Here is an 18,453-nt window from a genome sequence, read left to right as displayed (position 1 = left end):
CTCGAAGTGGTGCGGTGGTGCTTCCGCCCGGTGGGGGCGGGCCGGCCCGGGCGTGCGGCCCGGGCCGGCGGGGGCTGCTGAAGGGGGCGCCACCTCCCCGCTCAGTGGCCGCGGTTGGCGGTGGCCGTCTCGGTGATCGCGCGCAGCGACTCCTTGAGCGAACCCATGGTGGCGAGCACCGCGGTCGGCTCGTAGCCGCAGTGGGCCATGCAGTTTTCGCAGCGCGGGTCCCGGCCGCGGCCGTACTTGCTCCAGTCGGTCTGCTCGACGAGCTCGCGGTAGGTGGGCACGTAGCCGTCGGCCATCAGGTAGCACGGCCGCTGCCAGCCGAACAGCGAGTAGTTGGGAATGCCCCAGGGGGTGCACTCGAAGTCCTTCTTGCCTTCCAGGAAGTCCAGGAAGAGCGGACTGTGGTTGAGCCGCCACCGCTTGCGGTTGCCGCCGGCGAAGGCCTTGCGGAAGAGGTCGCGGGTCTGCTCGACGCCGAGGAAGTGCTCCTGGTCGGGGGCCTTCTCGTAGGCATAGGCCGGGGAGATCATCATCTCGTCGACCTTGAGCTCGTCGTTGAGGTAGTCCAGGACCTCGATGACGGTCTGCGGGGTGTCGGTGTTGAAGAAGGTGCTGTTGGTGGTGACCCGGAAGCCTCGCTGCTTGGCCTCCTTGATCGCCGCCACCGCCTCGTCGAAGGTGCCCTCCTTGGCCACCGACTCGTCGTGCCGCTCGCGCAAGCCGTCGATGTGCACGGCGAAGGTGAAGTACGGCGAGGGGCGGAACTTGTCGATCTTCTTGCGCAGCAGCAGGGCGTTGGTGCAGAGGAAGACGTACTTGCGGCGCTCGACCAGCTGGCGGACGATCTCGTCGATCTGCGGGTGCATCAGCGGCTCGCCGCCGGCGATCGAGACCATCGGGGCGCCCGACTCCAGGACCGCGCCGACCGCCTGGGCGACCGGCATCCGCTGCTTCAGGACGCCCGCCGGGTGCTGGATCTTGCCGCAGCCCTCGCAGGCCAGATTGCAGGCGAACAGCGGTTCGAGCTCGACGATCAGCGGGAACTTGTCCCGCCGCTTGAGCAGCTTCTGCTGCATGAGGTAGGTGCCGACCCGCACGGTCTGGCGCAGCGGCATGGCCATGGCTAGCTCGCCTCCTGAGGGAGCGTCGAGGATGTGGGGTGGTTCGGGTCCGGGGCGACGGTCGGCAGCTCCTGCCGGTGCCAGTCGACGAGGGCGGGGACGGTCGCCCGCAGGGTCCGCCAGGCGCGCACCCCCGCGGGCAGGGTGCCGGGCCGCAGCAGCTCGCGCTCGGGGGTGTCCACCACGACGCGCAGGACGGCCGCGGGCAGCGCCGGCCGCAGCTCGCGCAGGGTGGCCAGGACGGCGGCGGCCTCCATGTCGACGGCGAGCGCGCCCTGCAGGTGCAGGGCCCGCCGTTCGAGGCCGCGGACCACGTGGTCGGCGGTGTGGTGCATCCCGGTGTGCGCGGTCAGGCCGTGCTCCTTGAGGGCCCGGACGAGCTCCGCGGCCGAGCCGACCGCGAAGAGGTTGCCCTCCGCGTCCCGTACGCCGTCGGCGACGATCACGTCGCCCGGGGCCATCCCGGGGGCGACGGACGCGCCGAAGCCGGCCACCACGACCGCGCCGTAGCCGCCCGGGGCGGAGCCGAGCAGCCGCCGCACGACGTGGGCGGCGCGCCGCCGGCCCACCCCGGTACGGACCAGCACCGGCGGCCCGCCCGAGGCGCCGCGCCAGTCCCCGCCGCGCAGGGCCCAGACCTCGGGACCCAGTGCGCAGAGCACCAGCAGGGGGGCGGTGGTCACCGCGCCGCCCCGATCGCCGGGGCGGCGCCGCTCTCCCGGCCGGCCGTGCGGCGGCCGCCCAGGTAGCGGCCGAGCGCGGTGACGGGGAAGACGAGCCGGTACAGGTGGTAGTTGATGGAGAAGTCCCACGGGAAGCCGGTGCCGGTGAACTGCGGCTCGTCCCAGGTGCCCTCGGGCAGCTGGGTGCGGACCAGCCAGTCCACCCCGCGCTCCACCGCCGGGTTGGCCCGACCGTCCGGCCCCTCGCCGGCCGCGAGCAGCGCCATCAGCGCCCACGCGGTCTGCGAGGCGGTGGACTCGCCGCGCCCGGCCCAGTGCGCCGGGTCGTCGTAGGAGCGCATGTCCTCGCCCCAGCCGCCGTCGCCGTTCTGCCGGTCCTCCAGCCAGCGCACGGCCTGGCGGATCGCCGGGTGCTCGTCCGGGACGCCGGCCGCGACCAGGGCGGGCAGCACCGAGCCGGTGCCGTAGATGTAGTTGGTGCCCCAGCGGCCGAACCAGGACCCGTCGGCCTCCTGGTTGCGCAGCAGCCACTCGACGCCGCGCTTGGTGCGCGGGTCCCCCGCCCAGCCCACCTCTGCGAGCATCTCCACCACGTGGGCGGTGACGTCGGCGGACGGCGGGTCGACCACCTCGCCGAAGTCGCAGAACGGCAGCTTGTTCGGCAGCGTGCTGGTGTTGTCGACGTCGAAGGCGCCCCAGGCGCCGTTCTTGGACTGCATGCCGAGGTTCCACAGGACCCCGCGGTCCACCGCCCCGCCGACCTTCTCCGGGTCGGGGTGGGCGACCCGGCACAGCGCGAGCACCACCTCGGCGGTGTCGTCGATGTCGGGGTAGGTGTCGTTCTCGAACTCGAAGGCCCAGCCGCCCGGGTCCAGCGAGGGGCGCCGCACCGCCCAGTCGCCGCGCTTTCGGATCTCCTCGCCGAGCATCCAGTCGACGGCGGAGACCAGCGCCGGGTGGTCGGCCGGCACCCCGGCGTCGACCAGGGCGATGGTGGCCAGGCAGGTGTCCCAGACCGGGGACTGGCAGGCCTCCAGCCAGCGCCGGCCGTCCTCGGTGTGCACCGTGAAGCGGTCGAAGGAGGCGAGCCCGGCCCGCATCACCGGATGCTCCAGCTCGTAGCCCTCCAGGTGCAGGGCGATCAGCGAGTAGACGGCCGGGGGCTGGATGCCGCCCCAGCAGCCGTCGGCCTCCTGCCGTTCGACGATCCAGCGGCGGGCCTGCGCGATGGCGTGTCGGCGCAGCGGGCGCAGCGCGCGGCGGCGATAGGCGTGCAGGACCTTGTCGAGCCGCTCGAAGAGACCGTCCCAGGTGGTGGCGGGGGCGAGCGGCCGGTCGGGGAAGGGGTGGTCCGGGTCGGTGTGCAGCTCGGTGAGCGCGAAGGGCGCGGGGCGTACCGGGCGGTGGGCCGAGACGATGGTCAGCGGGACGATGGTCTGGCGGGCCCAGCAGCCGAAGGCGTAGATGTTCAGCGGGAGCCACTTGGGCAGGAAGATGATCTCGGGCGGCATCTCCGGGAGCCGTTCCCAGGGCCACCAGCCGAAGAGCGCGAGCCAGATCCGGGTGAAGACCCGGGCGGCGGCGATGCCCCCGGCGGAGCGGACGTAGCGTGCGGCGGCCAGCATGTGCGGGGCGTTCGGGTCGTCGCCGGCGAGTTTGAGGGCGACGTACGCCTCGACCGTGGTGGACAGTTCGGGCGGCCCGCCGTGGAAGGTGGACCAGGTGCCGTCCTCGCGCTGCTGGGAGCGGATCCACTCGGCGCTGGCCTTGGTCTGTTCCTCGGTCCGGATTCCGAGGAACTGCCGGAGCAGTAAGTCCTCGGCGTCCATGGTGACGTTGGTCTCCAGGTCGCCCTTCCACCAGCCTTCGGGGCTCTGCAGCGCGAGCAGGTGGGTGGTGGCGCGGGCCAGGGCGTCCCGGGCGTCGGCCGCCGCGCGGTCCGCCTCGCCGCCCGGCCGCGGCGGGTCGGCGTCTTCCGGCCGCCACCGCCCGGCCTCCAGCAGCGCCGGGGGGCGGTCGCCCACCGCGACCGGCTCGGAATCGTACTCAGGGTCGAGCCGGCCGTCCGCGGTTGCTGTCAACGTAACGTCACCTCTCTCGTACCACCACGAATTCGGCGAGTGCGACGAAGTGCTCGCGCACCTCGTCGGACATGGGCACCTCGTCCAGGGCGGCGAGGGCAGTCGTGTGCTGGCGGCGGGCCTCCTCCTGGGTCCAGGCCCGGCCGCCGGCCTCCTCGATCAGCGCGGCGCGGGCGGCGAGTTCGGGCTCGCTCTCCTCGCCGCGGCCCTTCGGGTCGGCCAGCTCTTCGGCCAGCCTGCGGGAGGCGGCGCCGCCCTCGGCCAGGGCGGCGGCGACCGGCAGGGACTTCTTGCGCTGGCGCAGGTCGCCCCAGTGCGGCTTGCCGGTGACCTCGGTGGCGCCCCAGATGCCGAGCAGGTCGTCCACCGCCTGGAAGGCCAGGCCCAGGTGGTGGCCGTAGCGCTGGAGGGAGTCGGAGACCTTGTCGTCGGCCCCGGCCAGCACGGCGCCGATCGCCGAGGCGGCGGCGAGCAGGGCGCCGGTCTTGCCGCCCTCCATCTCCAGGCACTCGGCGACGGTGACGCTGTCCCGCTGCTCGAAGGCGACGTCCATGGCCTGGCCGTCGATGAGCCGGCGGGTGGCGGTGGTGAGCAGCCGGACGGCGCGCGCGGCGTCGGTGGCGCTCGCCCTGCCGGCCACGCCGGCGTCGAGCAGCACCTCCGTCCCGAGCGTCGCCAGGGCGTCGCCGACCAGGATCGCCTGGGCCGGGCCGAAGACCGTCCAGGCGGTGGCCCGGTGGCGCCGGGTCTCGTCACCGTCCATCAGATCATCATGGAGCAGGGAGAAGTTGTGCACCAGTTCAACGGCGACCCCACCGGCCACCCCGACCTCGGACGGCGCACCCGCCGCCCGGGCCGACAGCAGCGCCAGGGCCGGGCGGACGGCCTTGCCGCCGTCCCCCGTGACCGGGGTGCCGTCCCGGTCGATCCAGCCGAAGTGGTACGCCGCGACGGTGTCCATCGGTGCGGCCAAACGGGCGACGGCGGCGCGCAGCGGCGGGGTGCAGAGCGTGCGGCTGCGGGCGAGCAGCTCCGGCACCGAGACCGGTTCGGCGTGCGCCGTGCCTCCGACGGCGATGCCGGTGCGTGACTCCACGTGCGTTCCCTCTCCCTGAAGGTGCCGGACCACGCGGGCCGGCCGGATGCTTGCGATGTCGGTGCGGCCGAAGCGGCCGACGGTACGGCCGACGGCTCTCGCGGGGTCGCCGGCGGCGGGGCCGGTCGTCACCTCGGCCACCTCCCGTCGCCCCGGTCCACCGGGAGCCGGGTGCCGGCCGCGGCGAGCGCCGCGTCGGCCGCGGCGTGGCCGCTGCGCACGGCTCCCTCCATGGTCGCGGGCCAGCCGGTGGCCGTCCACGAACCGGCCAGCAGCAGGCCGGGCACGTTCGTCCGGGCCGACGGGCGCAGCGTCGCGCTGCCGGGGGCCGGGTCGAAGGTGGCGGTGCGCTCGCGGGTGACGAAGAAGTCCAGCACCTCGGCGCCGGCAGCGGCGGGCAGCAGCCGGGCGAGCTCCGGCAGGTAGCGGGCGCGCAGCTCGGCGACCGGAAGGTCGATCTCGTCCTGGACGGCGGACTGCGACAGCGCCAGGTACTGGGCGCCCGGGTACTCCCGGCCGAGGGCGGTACCGGCCAGGCCGGAGTGCGGGGTGCGGTCGAAGACCCACTGCACCGGGGAGTCGAGGGCCCCGAAGAACGGGCGGCGCAGCACCTTGCGGTCGTAGATCACGTGGACGTTGAGGATCGGCGAGGTGCCGAAGGCGGCCAGCCGGTCCTGTCCGGCAACGGCCTCGGGCGGCAGCAGCGCGGCGGCGCTGTCCTGGGCGCCGGCCAGGACGACGGTGTCGGCGGTGAGCAGCTCGTCGCCCTCCAGGCGGACGGCATGCTGGGGCGCGCCCGGCTTGAGCTCCGTCACGCGGGCGCGCAGCAGCACCGTCACGCCGGCGCGTTCCAGCTCGGCGAGCGCCCGGTCGTGGTGGATCGCGCCGAGCGGGACCGCGGCGATGCCGATGTCGGAGGCGCCCGGGTCGGAGAGCAGGCCGGTCTTGAAGACCATCGCGGCCAGGGCCAGCGACACCTGATCGGCCCGCGCGTTCAGGGTGGCGACGCCGACCAGGTCCCACAGGGCGGCGAGGGTCCGCTCGTTCTGGCCGTGGCGGCGCAGCCACGCGCCGAAGGAGACCCGGTCCAGCGCCGGGTCGGCGAGGTCCAGGTTCTGGAGGGCGAGCGCGCCGCGGACGACCCGGGCGCGGTCGGCCGGGCCGAGGTGCGGGTAGCGGGCGAGGCTGCAAGCCAGGTGCAGCGGAACGGGCAGGCCGGCCCGGCGCAGCCGGCCGAGGGTGCGCACGGGGGAGTCCGCGGGCCCGGCGACGGACAGCACCGGGACGTCCAGGCGGTCCTGGACGTGGACGAGCCGGGTGGCGCCGAGCCGGTCGAGCAGGCCGCGGTAGGCGGTGCAGCAGCGCAGGAAGACGTGCTGGCCGTTGTCGACGGTCAGCTCGCCGCGCCGGAAGGAGAAGGCCAGCCCGCCGAGGCGGGGCCGGCCCTCGGCCAGGGTGACCTTGTGACCGGCCTCGGCCAGCCGCAGCGCGGCGGTGATGCCGGCCAGGCCGCCGCCGACCACGACGGCGGCCGGGCGGGCGGCATCGACTCGCCCGGTCATCGGCCCTCCCCCTCGCAGTCGCTGGACCGCCCGGCGGCGGCTGCTGTGATCAGCACGGTCGTCGACAGCACGGCTCTACCCATAAGTGATTCACCGCTGACACAGCGTGACAGAAGCGCGGCGAGAATCAAGAACGCCCCCCGGCGAGCCCGGAAAGCGCCACGTACGCCTTCTCCCAGCCCGGCAGCGAGACCCGGCCGCGCAGCACCGACTCGGGGTCGGCGGCGATCCGGCCGAGCAGCCGGTGGTAGATGCCCGCCATCGCGGCGGTGCAGGCCCGGCTGCGGCGGTCGAGCATCGGCAGCAGTCGCAGGCCCTCCTCGAACGCGGCCTGGGCGCGGGCGGCCTCGAAGGCCACCAGGCCGGTGAAGTCGGCACCGGCGGGCGGCAGCGGCTGCGCGAAGCCCTGCTGGCAGCCGAATCGGACCAGGTCCTCGCCGGGCAGGTAGGTGCGGCCGTTCAGGGCGTCCTCGCGCAGGTCGCGCAGGATGTTGGTGAGCTGGAGAGCCAGGCCCAGGGTGTCGGCGTACTGCGCCCCGCGCTCCGGGTCGTCGCAGCCGTACACGCCGAGCGAGAGCCGGCCGATCGCGCCGGCCACGCACCGGCAGTAGACCTTCAGCTCCTCATACGTCTGGTACTCGGCGCCCTTGAGGTCCATCTCGACGCCGTCGATCAGCTCGTCGAAGCCGCCGAGCGGGATCGGGAAGCGCCGGGCCGCGTCCGCCAGGGCGACCTTGATCGGGTCGGTGTCGTCCTCGGCGACCGCGCCGGCGCGGATCCCGTCCAGCAGTTCCCGGGTGCGCAGCAGCGCCTCCGCCTTGCGGTCGGCGGGCAGGTCCCCGTCGCCGATGTCGTCCACCCGGCGGGCCAGGGCGTACAGGGCTGACATGGCCAGCCGCTTCGGCTCGGGCAGCAGGCGGATGCCGTAGCTGAAGTTGCGCGCCTGCAGCCCGGTGACTGCCTCGCAGTACCGGTACGCCGCCATGACCTGGGCCGACGCCAGTGGTGATGCCGCCACTCGGGCGTTCACCTTCCCTTCGCGAAGATGGCCGCCGCCTTCGCTGCGAGGCGGCGCTTGTGCGGCTTCGCCTGCTGGGCGAGAACGTCGTACCCGGCGTCCTCGACGGCCGCCAGGGCCGCGTATCCGCCTGCGGTGAATCCCGCCAGGAGCAGTCGAAGCCTCCCCCGAACCGTACCCACCAGCGGCGCACCGCGGTCGAGCAGGGTGCGGGCACGCTCCGCCTCGTACGCGATCAGCTCGCGGACCGGGCCGCTCGCGGAGGGGGCGGCGAGGTCGGCCTCGGTGACGCCGAAGCGTTCGAGGTCCTCGGCCGGCAGGTAGATCCGGCCGCGGGCCAGGTCCTCGGCGATGTCCTGCAGGTGTTCGACCAGCTGGAGGGCGGTGCAGATCGCGTCGGAGAGCTCGATCCGTTCGGGGGTGGCGACACCGGCGATGGCGAGCACCAGGCGGCCGACCGGATCGGCGGAGAGCGTGCAGTAGCCGACCAGGTCGTCGTAGGTGGCGTAGCGGGCGATGGTCTGGTCCACCCGGTTGGCCTCGATGAGCCGGCGGAACGGCTCCGGGGTGAGCCCGTGCCTGTCGACCAGCGGGACCAGCGGGTGCATCAGCGGGTGGCGCGGGCGGTCGGCGGTGTCCGGGTGAAGCGCCGCCTCGAACACCCGGTCGAGGTCGCGCTCCAGCCCGTCGAGCAGCGCCAGGCGGAAGGCGACCTCCTCCGGAGCGGGCGGGCCGGACTGGGCCGAAAGGGTGGTGGGGAGCTCGGCGTCGACGCCGAGCAGGCGGGCGGTGCCGACCGGGTCGGCCAGGTCGCCGTCGCCGGCGTCGTCGACCAGCCGGGCGAAGCCGTAGACCGCCATCAGGTCGCCGCGCCAGGCGGCGGGCAGGAAGAAGGGGGCGACCGGGAAGTTCTCCGCACTCGCCTTGTCCAGCGTCACCCCCGATGAACGGTCCACTGGCTCACTGCTGGGCTGGGCCGAAGCCGACACTGCTGTCACTCCCCCGTTCTACACCGATGGGCATCAACGGCCCGACTCGGACACGCGTCCGAGCACGGGCGACACATCCGGCACACCGCCCCCGCCCATACAGCCTGACACCACGGGCCGCGCCGGAGAAGGGCGCCCCGCCCGGCGCACGGGGCGCTCACCCCGCCGGCGGCAGGCCACCCGGGGTACCGGCGGGGGTGCACGACGAACCGGGACACGCAGCGGGGCCGGTTCCGGAAACTCCCCGGAACCGGCCCCCTGGGTGCCTGGGTACTACGGGCGCTCGCCGCGCTCGTAACGGCCGACGACCTCGTCGGTCGGACCGTCCATGACCAGCTCACCGGCCTCGATCCAGATGGTCCGCTCGCAGACCTCGCGGATCGAGTTGTTGTCGTGGCTGACCAGGAAGACCGTACCGGCGGAGCCGCGCAGCTCGTCGATGCGCCGCTTGCTGCGCTGCTGGAAGGCCTGGTCACCGGTGGCCAGGGCCTCGTCGATCAGCAGCACGTCGTGGGTCTTGGCGGCGGCGATCGAGAAGCGCAGGCGGGCGCCCATGCCGGAGGAGTAGGTGCGCATCGGCAGGGAGATGAAGTCGCCCTTGTCGTTGATGCCGGAGAAGTCGACGATCTCCTGGTAGCGCTCCTTCACCTGGGCCGGGGTCATGCCCATCGCCAGGCAGCCGAGGATGACGTTGCGCTCACCGGTGAGCTCGTTCATCAGGGCCGCGTTGACGCCCAGCAGCGAGGGCTGGCCGTTGGTGTAGATGCCGCCCCGCTCGGTCGGCAGCAGGCCCGCGATGGCGGCCAGCATGGTCGACTTGCCGGAGCCGTTGGAGCCGATCAGGCCGATGGCCTCACCCTTGTAGGCGGTGAAGCTGATGCCCTTCACGGCGTGCACCTCGCGCACGCCGGCCGCGCGCTTGCGGCTGATGATGCGGCTTATCGCCGAGGTGGCGCTGCCCTTGCCGGAGCCGGCGCCGTGCACCCGGTAGACGATGTGCACGTCGTCGACGACGACGGTGGGCTCGCGGGCCACCTTCACGGCGGGGACGGCGTCGCGCTTGCTCAGGTCGGTGTCAGCCACGGCCGTACTCCTCCTCGGCCTTCCAGAAGAAGACGTATCCGATGACGAACATCCCGACCGCCCAGGCGATGCCGTACGTCCACTGGTGCGGCGGCAGGGTCTGGTGCACGGGCTGGTGCTTGTTGTAGATGATCGGCGCGAAGGCGTGCCGGAGCAGGTCCATGTAGACCGAGGCCGGGTTGAGGGCCATCAGCGTCTGGATGTAGTGCGGCCAGGTCTGGATCTTGTCCTGGATGCTGAACATCACGCCGGACAGGAACATCCAGGCCCGCATCACGAAGGGGATCAGCTGGGAGATGTCACTGGTCTTGGAGCCGATCCGGGCGAAGACCAGGGAGACGCCGGTGTTGAACATGGTCTGCAGGAGCAGCGCCGGGAGGATCAGCAGCCAGGTCTTGCCCGGGGTGATGCCGGCGGCCAGCACGGTGATGACCAGCACGACCATCGAGATCAGCAGCTGCTGGAGCTGGATCACGGTGAAGGCGATCGGCAGGCTGGCGCGGGGGAAGTGCAGCGCCCGGATCAGGCCGAGGTTGTCGGAGATCGCCCGGGTGCCGGACTGCACCGCGTTCTGGGTGAACTGGAAGACGAAGACGCCGATGCAGAGCCAGGCGATGTAGGTGTTGCCCGGGAAGCCCTGCTTGCTCGCCAGGATCACGCCGAAGACCAGGTAGAACACGGCGCAGTTGAGCAGCGGGGTCACGACCTGCCACAGCTGCCCGAGCTTGGCGTCGGTGTACTGGGCCACCAGGCGGGCGGTGGCGAAGGCCCAGATGAAGTGGCGCCGGGCCCAGAGCTGCTTGGTGTAGGCGAACAGACCGGGCCGGGCGCCGCTCACCGACAGACCGTACTTGTCCGCAAGCTGCTTGGGGGTCAGGCCCGCGTCCGCCCCCCTGGGGGCTGAGAGGCTGACGGGTTCACTCACTGTCGACACATTCGTCCTTCACGCGGGATCGGTCGGGGCGGCCGGTCGGCGGGGGTCCGCCGGCCTTGCGCCGATGGGGATCCACTGGGATCACGGGAGAGTCCGGCCGGTGTGTGGTCACCGGCCGCAGCGATCGATCATTCGATCAGATGACCGGTGGCCGGCCCAGCCTGGTCAATCGCCAAACGGTACGCCATCGCATGGGCCGGCGCGGCCCCGAGGGTTCGCGCCAACCCGCCCGGAACCCGCCCCACCAGGCCTTCAGCGCCTCCGAGGAGGGGCGGCGGGCCAGGGTCAGCAGGAACCAGGTTCCCAGATAGAGAGGCATCAACAGGGCCGGAAGGTTCCGCCGCGCGAGCCAAACCCTGTTCCGGGCCACGTTGTGGAAGTACGTGGCGTGCCGGGCGGGTGAGGTCGTCGGGTGGTGCAGCACGACGTCCGCCCGGTAGTCGATGGCCCAGCCGGCGTCCAGCGCGCGCCACGCGAGGTCGGTCTCCTCGTGGGCGTAGAAGAACTCGGCGGGCAGCTGGCCGGCCTGCTCGAACACCGTGCAGCGCACGGCGCTGGCGCCGCCCAGGAAGGTGGTCACCCGGGACGAGCGCAGCGGGTCGCTGGCGCGCAGCCGGGGGACGTGCCGGCGCTGGGTGACACCGGTGTCGGGGTCGGCGATCCGGAAGGAAACGATGCCCAGCTCCGGATCGGCGCTGAAGGCCTCGCGCAGCAGGCGGGCCGAGTCGGTGCGCGGCAGGTGCCCGTCGTCGTCCAGGAAGAGGACGGCGTCGACGTCCCGGCCGTTGCGGCCGAACAGTTCGATGCCGACGTTGCGCCCGCCCGGGATGCCGAGGTTCTCCGGCAGCTCGACGGTGCGCACGCCCTCCGGCAGCGGCGGCAGCGGGGCGCCGTTGGCGACCACGGCCAGCTCGACCGTCGGGCCCTCCTGGGCGCGGACGGACTCGATCAGGGCGTTCAGCTCCTCGGGCCGGTTGCCCATGGTGATGATGACGGCGCCCAGCTTGAACGTGTCCGCGTTGACCGTGTCCGCGGCCGTGCCGTGCGCGGCGCTCACGCCGCTCCCCGCGCTCATCGCAGCCTGCTCGAGAGGACGATGCTGAGCAGGTGCAGCACGGTCTGCAGCATGGCGATCGCGGCCAGCACGACCACCGCGAGGCGGGTGAAGGTCAGCCCGCCGTGGACGGCGTCGGCGATCCCGGCGGCCAGGATGAACAGCGAGGCCTCGACCGCGCCCACCAGGCGGTGGAACTTGAGGAAGGAGGCCGCCCGGCGGGCCTTGGCCACCGAGGACGAGCGCGGCACCGAGGCGCTGTCCTCGACGGCGGTCATGCCGCTGCGGGCCCGGGCCACGTCCACCAGGTCCGTCTCGGACTTGATCAGGATCGCGCCGAGCGCGGCCAGCGTGCCGAGGAAGGCCCACTCCCAGTGGGAGCCGTGGCCGTCGCGGTGCAGCAGGTCGGTGGCGCGCAGGCCGAGGCCGGTGAGCAGCGCCGCCTCGGACATGTAGTGGCCGACCCGGTCCAGGTAGACGCCGGTGAGCGAGGTCTGCCGGCGCCAGCGGGCCACCTCGCCGTCCACGCAGTCCAGCAGCAGGTAGACCTGGATCAGCAGGGCGCCGAGGATCGCGCCGGTCAGGCCCGGCACCACCAGCGCGGCACCGGCCAGGATGCCGGTGAACATCATCAGGTACGTCAGGCCGTTGGGCGTGATCGCCGTCATGGTGGAGAGCACGCGGGTGATCCGCAGCGAGATCTTCCGCATGTAGAGGCGCCCGGCCCAGTGCTCGGCGCTGCGGCGCTGGAGCATGCCCTCGGGGTGGATCACCGCGCGCAGCTCCTCGATCGAGGGCCGGCGGGTCAGGTCCACCGGGGGCCGCTCGGCGCCCGCGGTGGAGGGGTCAGCTGTTGACGGCTTGGACATAGTCGGCGTACGCGTCCCTGATTGCTGAGGGGGAGAGGTCGAGGTGCTCGAGGATGGTGAAACGGCCCGGGCGGGTGTTTGGAGCGTAGTGCACCGCTTCGGTGAACTCAGCCTCGGTGAAGCCGATCTGAGCGGCGGTCACCGGCAGTCCGTGGCGCGCCAGGCGCTCCACGATCAGGCCGGTCAGCTCGCGCTCGCCCCGCAGGAAGCTGGCGAACGCCGCGCCGAGGCCGACCTGTTCGCCGTGCTGGGCGGACCGCTTGGGATACAGCACGTCCAGGGCATGCGAGATCTCGTGGCAGGCACCCGACGAGGGACGGGTGCTGCCCGCGATGTTCATCGCGATGCCGGACAGTACCAGGGCCTCCGCCAGCGCCGTCAGGAGGTCCCGGTCCCCGAGGCTCCCGGGGTGGCGCAGCAGGTTCTCGCCCGCCGAGCGGGCCATCGCCACAGCCAGTCCGTCCACCGGCTCGCCGGTGACCGCGTGCGACAGCTCCCAGTCCGCGCAGGCTGAGATGTTGGAGATGACGTCGCCGATGCCGGCCGCCACGAAGCGCGGCGGGGCCTGCCGGATCACGTCCAGGTCGACGACGATGCCGATCGGGCTGGGCACCCCGTAGGAGCCCCGGCCGGCGTCGTTGTCGAGCGTGGAGACCGGTGAGCAGATGCCGTCGTGGGCGAGGTTGGTGGCCACCGCGACCAGCGGCAGGCCGACCCGGGCCGCGGCGTACTTGGCGGCGTCGATGATCTTGCCGCCGCCGAGGCCCACGATCGCGTCGTAGTGCCCGCCGCGCATCGCCTCGGCCAGGCGCACCGCGCTGTCCAGGCTGCCGTCGTCCACGTTGTACCAGTCGGCGCCGGGCAGGGCCGGCTCCAGGCGCTCGCGCATCGCGGCGCCGGAGCCGTTGCTGATCGCCACCGCGATCCGGCCCGAGGCCGACAGCCGCTGGTCGGCGAGGATGCCGCCGAGCGCGTCCAGCGCGCCCGGGCGGATCTCGACGAAGAGCGGCGACGGGACCAGTCGGGTCAGTACCGGCACGCGATCTCCCGCGCCTTCGCCAGGTCGTCGTGGTTGTCGACCTCGACCCAGGACACCTCGCCGATCGGCTGCACGTCGATCCGCAGGCCCCGGTTGACCATCTCCTGGTAGCCGTCCTCGTAGTACAGCTGCGGGTCGCGCTCGTAGGTGGCGCGCAGGGCGTCGGTCAGGTCGACGGCGGCGGACGGGTTGATCACGGTGACGCCGATGTACTCGCCGGTCGCGTCGGCCGGGTCCATCAGCTTGGTGATGCGGCGCATGCCGGCGGCCGGGTCGACGACGACCTTCATCTCCTCGTCGGCGAGCTTCTTCACCGTGTCGAGGGCGAGCAGGATGCCGGGGGCCCGGCCGGCCTCGGTGAGGCGCTGGTTGCCCTCCAGCATGGTGCGCTGCACGGAGGCCGGGTGGACGGTGTCGCCGTTGGCCAGCAGCAGGCCCTCGGCGAAGAGGTCGCGGGCGCACCACAGGGAGTAGGCGTTGTTCCACTCCTCGGCCTTGTCGTTCTCGACCAGGTGGAGCTTGACGCCGTACTTGCCCTCCAGGGCGGCCTTGCGGTCGTACACGGCCTCCTTGCGGTAGCCGACGACGACCGCGGCCTCACGCAGCCCGACCTCGGCGAAGTTGCCGAGCGTGAGGTCCAGGACGGTCCGCTCCCCGTCGACCGGCACCAGCGCCTTGGGCAGTGTGTCGGTGTACGGGCGCAGCCGGCGGCCGGCGCCGGCTGCCAGAACGAGGCCGATCATGCGAGGTCTCCTGATCCGTCGTGCTGTGCGCGGGCGCGCCGGGGCGCCGGCACTCGTCGGCCGGGCCGCACAGCGGCGCGCCGGTGCCGGCGCAGATGCGGGCACCGTGTCGTAAGTGATGGTAGGCGACCGTGGCGACCAGCCCGAACGCGGCCGGGCAGCTGGGAGGTGACTGAGTGGTGGCCGGGAGTGGACCGGGAGCAGTGTGGGACGGGGCCGAACGCGCGTCGAACGACCTCCGAACTGACCTGCTACCTCCGTGACCCTTCCGGGGCCCTGTCGAGTCCTCCCGTGCCCGGAAAAGACCCCTGGAGAGTCATGATCCGCCCGGTTGTGCGTGGGACCGGTGCCTACCGCCACCCATACGGCAGACTGGAGCCCGACGCCGGCGCGGGTGCCCCCGCTGCGTCCGCTGCATCCGTGTACCGGACGCACCCGATGCTCCCGTCGCTCCCGCTCCCGAAAGAGGCCCCATGCCCCAGAGTCCGCCGACCAACCCGACGCACTTCACCTCAGAGGTCGACACCGGCCTCGACGTGGAGACCGACGTAGCGGCCGACCCGGGGGCCGCCGGCACCGACGAGATCCTGCTGGAACTGGTCGACGACGAGGGCGTCACGATCGGCACCGCCGAGAAGCTCTGGGCCCACCAGCAGCCGGGCCGGCTGCACCGGGCGTTCTCGGTCTTCCTCTTCGACCGCCAGGGGCGACTGCTGCTCCAGCGCCGCGCGCTCGGCAAGTACCACTCGCCTGGCGTCTGGTCGAACACCTGCTGCGGCCACCCGTACCCGGGCGAGGCGCCGTTCGTCGCCGCCGCCCGCCGCACCGCCGAGGAGCTGGGCGTCGCCCCGGCGCTGCTCTGCGAGGCCGGGAACGTCCGTTACGACCTGCCGGACGAGGCCTCCGGGCTGATCGAGCGGGAGTGGAACCACCTGTTCGTGGGCCTGGTCACCGCGCCGGTGCGGCCCGACCCGGACGAGGTGGACGACCACGCCTTCGTCACCGCGCAGGAGCTGCGGGAGCTGCGGGCCGAGCGGACGTTCTCGGTCTGGTTCGACACGGTCTTCGAGGCGGCCCTGCCCGGGATCCGGGAGATCGCCGGTCGGGACTGGTAGCCGCACGCCGGTGACGGGCCGGTCCCCGGTCAGTCGTCCTTCCGCGGGGGAATGGGCAGCGAGGCCCAGATGACCTTGCCGCCCTCCCTCGTCCGCTCCACGTCGCACATCCCGCCTGCCTGCAGGGTCACGCTCTTCACCAGCAGCAGGCCGCGCCCGCCGGTCCGCGCGGTGTCGCTCTCCAGCGCCTTCGGCCGGTACGGGTCGCCGTCCTCGACCGAGACCCGCACCCAGCCGCCGCGCACCGTCAGCTCGGTGGTCACCTCCGGTGACAGCTTGGCGGCGTGCGTCACGGCGTTGCTGACCAGCTCCGAGACGATCAGCAGCAGGTCGTCCACCAGCTCCTGGTACCGCACCGCGCCCATCCCCTGGGCCAGCAGCCGGTCCCGCACCGCGTGCCGGGTGCGCGGCACCGAGGACCCCGTGGCGGGCACCGGGAACCGCCAGGCGCCCTCGGCCGGCTCCGTCGCCGTGTGTCCCGGTCCGCGCGGGGCGCCGAGTCCGGCTCCGCGGTCGGCCTCGTGCCCGGCGCCGTCGCGTCTCGGCTCGGCCTTCGCCGCCCCGCTGATCTGCTCCACGTCCAGCCGCCCTTCGTCCGCGACCCGGGAATCAGGCGTTCCGCTCATGGCGCCCTCGGTGCACAGAGGCTAGGAGAGCGGCCCCCGGGACCGTGGCACCGTCGAGAATCTGCTCGTGTCGGACCACTCCCGACCGGCATCGATCGGCGCTCCCACCGGAGTCGACCGATTCGTTCGCGCTCGACGTCGCTTCGCCGCCGGTTCGCGCACCCTCGCGAGCCGTCCCAGCCAGCCCAGGCATCCCCGCCGGGGAAACGCAGGTGAGAAGCACTCCAGAACCCTGGTAATGTTCTCTCTGTCGCCGAGGGGGCGAGACAAACCCCGAAGCACACACCCCGTCCGGGTGGCGGAATGGCAGACGCGCTAGCTTGAGGTGCTAGTGCCCTTTATCGGGCGTGGGGGTTCAAGTCCCCCCTCGGACACAGCCGAATTCCCCGTGGGATCCGAAAGGAATCCCGCGGGGAATTTTCTTTTTTCACCGCCGAGGTGTCGGGGCCCCTGTCCCCGGCTTGCCTGGTTCCGGCGCGGAAGGCCTGGCCCGAGGGCCGCAGTGCTCCGGATAACGGACACGAGATGGCAACGATCGGACGGTTTGAGCTTCCTCTGAGGTATACGACCGATTTCGCCTCATAGGCTGCTGGGCGTTTGTCCGGAAAACACACGCAAAACCGCTGTAAACGAGGACACGACCCGATGACCCCGAGCGAGAGGACCGATACGTTGAGTGAGCAGGAGCAGTCGACGGCATCGCATCAGAACTACCGACGCTCGCTCGGCACCATCAGCCTCACCGCCGTCGGGCTGGGCTCGATCATCGGATCCGGGTGGCTGTTCGGCGCCGAGCGGGCCGCCCGCCTCGCCGGGCCCGCGTCGATCCTCGCCTGGGTGATCGGCGCCGCGGTGGCCCTCACCATCGCGCTGACCTACAGCGAGCTGGGCTCGATGTTCCCCAAGGCCGGCGGCATGGTCCGGTACGGCCAGTACTCGCACGGCTCGCTGGCCGGCTACCTCGCCGCCTGGGCCAACTGGATCGCCATCGTCTCGGTCATCCCCGGCGAGGCCACCGCGTCCGTCCAGTACATGAGCTCCTGGCACTTCGCCTGGGCGAAGGGCCTCTACGAGGGCAAGGAGCTGACCGTCAGCGGCGTGGCACTCGCCAGCGTGCTCCTGGTCGGCTACTTCGTCCTCAACTGGTTCGCGATCACGCTCTTCGCCAAGACCAACACGGCGATCACCGTCTTCAAGGTCGTCGTCCCGACGCTGACCGCCGGCGCCCTGCTGTTCGCCCACTTCGACACCGCCCACTTCACCGACCACGGCGGCTTCGCGCCGAACGGCTGGAGCGCGGTGTTCACCGCCGTCGCCGTCTCCGGCATCGTCTGGGCGTTCAACGGCTTCCAGTCCCCGCTCAACCTGGCGGCCGAGGCCAACAACCCCGGCAAGTCGCTGCCGAAGGCCGTCATCGGCTCGATCCTGATCGCCCTGGTGATCTACGTCGCGCTCCAGGTCGCCTTCATCGGCGCCATCCCGGCCGCCGACCTGTCGAAGGGCTGGAGCGGCCTCGGCTACACCTCGCCGCTGGCCGACCTGTCGATCGCCTGGGGCCTCAACTGGCTCGCCATGCTGCTGTACGCGGACGCGTTCATCTCCCCCAGCGGCACCGGCATGATCTACGCCGCCACCACCTCGCGCATGATCCACGGTGTGCAGGAGAACGGGCACCTGCCGCGGATCTTCGGCAAGGTCGACGCGCGGACCGGCATCCCCCGCCCGGCCCTGGTGCTCAACCTCGTCGTCGCGTTCCTCTTCCTCGCCGTCTTCCGCGGCTGGGGCTCGCTCGCCGAGATCGTCTCCGTGGCCACCGTCATCTCGTACATCACCGGCCCCGTCGCCGTGATGGCGCTGCGCCGCCTCGCCCCCGACCTGCCCCGGCCGGTCCGGCTGCGCGCGATGCCGGTCGTCGCTCCGGTCGCGATGGTGTTCGGCTCCCTGGTCCTGTACTGGGCCCGCTGGCCGCTCACCGGCAAGGTCATCCTGCTGATGGCCGCCGGCCTGCCGATCTGGGCCTGGTACGAGCTGCGCAAGCCGTGGGCCGAGCTGCGTCCGCACCTGCGGGCGGGTGCCTGGATGGTCGGGTACCTGTTCGTGATGGCCGCCGTCTCCTGGGCCGGCAGCACCGACTTCGGCGGGCAGGGCTACCTGCCCGAGGGCTGGGACCTGCTGATCGTCGCCGCCCTGGCGCTCGCCTTCTACTACTGGGGCGTCGCCAGCGCCTGGGCCAACCCGTCGCTGGCGGAGGTCCGCCGGGAGCTGGACGCGGAGGCCGTGCCGGCCGAGCAGGCTCCGGAGTCGCGGGAACCCTCTCGGGTCTGAGGCCCTGAAACGGTGAGAGTGCCGGTCGAGCGTGGCTCGACCGGCACTCTTGCGTTCTGGGTGGGGTGGGGCCGGGGTGTCGGGTGAGGTGCGCCGGGCGCCGGGC

At 72.5% G+C, this 18,453-nt stretch carries 16 protein-coding genes, 1 tRNA gene and 1 pseudogene; 3 read left to right on the top strand and 15 right to left on the bottom strand.

What is annotated here, in order from left to right:
• Positions 1 to 101: 101 nt before the first annotated feature.
• From hpnH to F7Q99_RS41410, 14 genes and pseudogenes are all read right to left on the bottom strand, one after another.
• Positions 102 to 1,130 carry an adenosyl-hopene transferase HpnH gene (hpnH, locus tag F7Q99_RS24090; RefSeq protein WP_153464687.1) on the bottom strand — a complete coding sequence of 343 codons (1,029 nt, stop codon included), beginning with the start codon at positions 1,128 to 1,130 and terminating at the stop codon, positions 102 to 104.
• A 2-nt stretch (positions 1,131 to 1,132) separates the two neighbouring features.
• The gene (locus F7Q99_RS24085) at positions 1,133 to 1,813 is read right to left on the bottom strand and encodes a phosphorylase family protein (protein ID WP_326847052.1); all 681 of its coding nucleotides are present in this window, start codon (positions 1,811 to 1,813) and stop codon (positions 1,133 to 1,135) included.
• Positions 1,810 to 3,894, bottom strand: coding sequence for a squalene--hopene cyclase (gene shc, locus F7Q99_RS24080; protein ID WP_230210306.1), 2,085 nt, complete (start codon positions 3,892 to 3,894; stop codon positions 1,810 to 1,812). The genes F7Q99_RS24085 and shc overlap by 4 nt, the downstream gene beginning before the upstream one ends.
• A gap of 7 nt (positions 3,895 to 3,901) precedes the next feature.
• On the bottom strand, positions 3,902 to 4,990 hold the full coding sequence (locus F7Q99_RS24075) for a polyprenyl synthetase family protein (protein ID WP_407697875.1): 1,089 nt from the start codon (positions 4,988 to 4,990) through the stop codon (positions 3,902 to 3,904).
• Between the two features lie 128 nt (positions 4,991 to 5,118).
• Positions 5,119 to 6,552: a hydroxysqualene dehydroxylase HpnE gene (gene hpnE / locus F7Q99_RS24070; RefSeq protein WP_153464685.1), complete on the bottom strand. Its 1,434-nt coding sequence runs from the start codon at positions 6,550 to 6,552 to the stop codon at positions 5,119 to 5,121.
• A 127-nt stretch (positions 6,553 to 6,679) separates the two neighbouring features.
• The gene (gene hpnD / locus F7Q99_RS24065; RefSeq protein WP_153466574.1) at positions 6,680 to 7,537 is read right to left on the bottom strand and encodes a presqualene diphosphate synthase HpnD; all 858 of its coding nucleotides are present in this window, start codon (positions 7,535 to 7,537) and stop codon (positions 6,680 to 6,682) included.
• Positions 7,538 to 7,578: 41 nt separating this feature from the next.
• Positions 7,579 to 8,526, bottom strand: coding sequence for a squalene synthase HpnC (gene hpnC / locus F7Q99_RS24060; protein WP_326847051.1), 948 nt, complete (start codon positions 8,524 to 8,526; stop codon positions 7,579 to 7,581).
• Positions 8,527 to 8,832: 306 nt separating this feature from the next.
• A complete protein-coding gene (locus F7Q99_RS24055) occupies positions 8,833 to 9,642 on the bottom strand; it encodes an ABC transporter ATP-binding protein (protein ID WP_326847050.1) in 810 nt (269 codons plus the stop codon).
• Entirely contained in the window at positions 9,635 to 10,576 is a 942-nt protein-coding gene (locus F7Q99_RS24050) for an ABC transporter permease (RefSeq protein WP_326847049.1), read from the bottom strand. Before F7Q99_RS24050 ends, F7Q99_RS24055 begins: the two co-directional genes overlap by 8 nt.
• Before the next feature lie 136 nt (positions 10,577 to 10,712).
• Positions 10,713 to 11,558 carry a glycosyltransferase family 2 protein gene (locus tag F7Q99_RS24045; protein ID WP_230210866.1) on the bottom strand — a complete coding sequence of 282 codons (846 nt, stop codon included), beginning with the start codon at positions 11,556 to 11,558 and terminating at the stop codon, positions 10,713 to 10,715.
• Between the two features lie 89 nt (positions 11,559 to 11,647).
• Positions 11,648 to 12,385 carry a CDP-alcohol phosphatidyltransferase family protein gene (locus F7Q99_RS24040; RefSeq protein ID WP_195911254.1) on the bottom strand — a complete coding sequence of 246 codons (738 nt, stop codon included), beginning with the start codon at positions 12,383 to 12,385 and terminating at the stop codon, positions 11,648 to 11,650.
• 91 nt (positions 12,386 to 12,476) lie between these two features.
• A complete protein-coding gene (locus F7Q99_RS24035; protein ID WP_326847048.1) occupies positions 12,477 to 13,538 on the bottom strand; it encodes an iron-containing alcohol dehydrogenase family protein in 1,062 nt (353 codons plus the stop codon).
• Positions 13,526 to 14,281, bottom strand: coding sequence for a phosphocholine cytidylyltransferase family protein (locus F7Q99_RS24030; RefSeq protein WP_153464681.1), 756 nt, complete (start codon positions 14,279 to 14,281; stop codon positions 13,526 to 13,528). The genes F7Q99_RS24035 and F7Q99_RS24030 overlap by 13 nt, the downstream gene beginning before the upstream one ends.
• Positions 14,282 to 14,366: 85 nt before the next feature.
• A pseudogene (locus F7Q99_RS41410) lies at positions 14,367 to 14,453 on the bottom strand (hypothetical protein); the annotation flags it as partial.
• 301 nt (positions 14,454 to 14,754) lie between these two features.
• On the opposite strand from F7Q99_RS41410, the gene idi reads away from it, so the two are divergent.
• On the top strand, positions 14,755 to 15,396 hold the full coding sequence (gene idi, locus F7Q99_RS24025) for an isopentenyl-diphosphate Delta-isomerase (RefSeq protein ID WP_153464679.1): 642 nt from the start codon (positions 14,755 to 14,757) through the stop codon (positions 15,394 to 15,396).
• Between the two features lie 29 nt (positions 15,397 to 15,425).
• Here the strand turns inward: idi and F7Q99_RS24020 are convergent, their stop codons facing one another.
• Complete coding sequence (locus tag F7Q99_RS24020) at positions 15,426 to 16,022, bottom strand: ATP-binding protein (protein WP_153464678.1); 597 nt, start codon at positions 16,020 to 16,022, stop codon at positions 15,426 to 15,428.
• Positions 16,023 to 16,311: 289 nt separating this feature from the next.
• Between F7Q99_RS24020 and F7Q99_RS24015 the strand changes: the two genes are divergently transcribed.
• Both F7Q99_RS24015 and F7Q99_RS24010 read left to right on the top strand, forming a co-directional pair.
• Positions 16,312 to 16,396: transfer RNA gene (locus tag F7Q99_RS24015), tRNA-Leu, on the top strand.
• Between the two features lie 271 nt (positions 16,397 to 16,667).
• Entirely contained in the window at positions 16,668 to 18,347 is a 1,680-nt protein-coding gene (locus F7Q99_RS24010; RefSeq protein WP_153464676.1) for an APC family permease, read from the top strand.
• Positions 18,348 to 18,453 lie beyond the last annotated feature (106 nt).

This window comes from Streptomyces kaniharaensis, assembly GCF_009569385.1.
Taxonomy (GTDB): domain Bacteria; phylum Actinomycetota; class Actinomycetes; order Streptomycetales; family Streptomycetaceae; genus Kitasatospora; species Kitasatospora kaniharaensis.
The sequence above is the reverse complement of the archived record's forward strand: the minus strand, read 5'-3'. Positions and strand labels throughout refer to the sequence as shown.

Coding starts and splice junctions, on each gene's coding strand:
- hpnH (WP_153464687.1), bottom strand. CDS start 1,130: ATGGCCATGCCGCTGCGCCAGACCGTGCGGGTCGGCACCTACCTCATG.
- hpnE (WP_153464685.1), bottom strand. CDS start 6,552: ATGACCGGGCGAGTCGATGCCGCCCGCCCGGCCGCCGTCGTGGTCGGC.
- hpnD (WP_153466574.1), bottom strand. CDS start 7,537: ATGGCGGCGTACCGGTACTGCGAGGCAGTCACCGGGCTGCAGGCGCGC.
- F7Q99_RS24045 (WP_230210866.1), bottom strand. CDS start 11,558: ATGGGCAACCGGCCCGAGGAGCTGAACGCCCTGATCGAGTCCGTCCGC.
- F7Q99_RS24040 (WP_195911254.1), bottom strand. CDS start 12,385: ATGCTCCAGCGCCGCAGCGCCGAGCACTGGGCCGGGCGCCTCTACATG.
- F7Q99_RS24030 (WP_153464681.1), bottom strand. CDS start 14,281: ATGATCGGCCTCGTTCTGGCAGCCGGCGCCGGCCGCCGGCTGCGCCCG.
- idi (WP_153464679.1), top strand. CDS start 14,755: ATGCCCCAGAGTCCGCCGACCAACCCGACGCACTTCACCTCAGAGGTC.
- F7Q99_RS24020 (WP_153464678.1), bottom strand. CDS start 16,022: ATGAGCGGAACGCCTGATTCCCGGGTCGCGGACGAAGGGCGGCTGGAC.
- F7Q99_RS24010 (WP_153464676.1), top strand. CDS start 16,668: ATGACCCCGAGCGAGAGGACCGATACGTTGAGTGAGCAGGAGCAGTCG.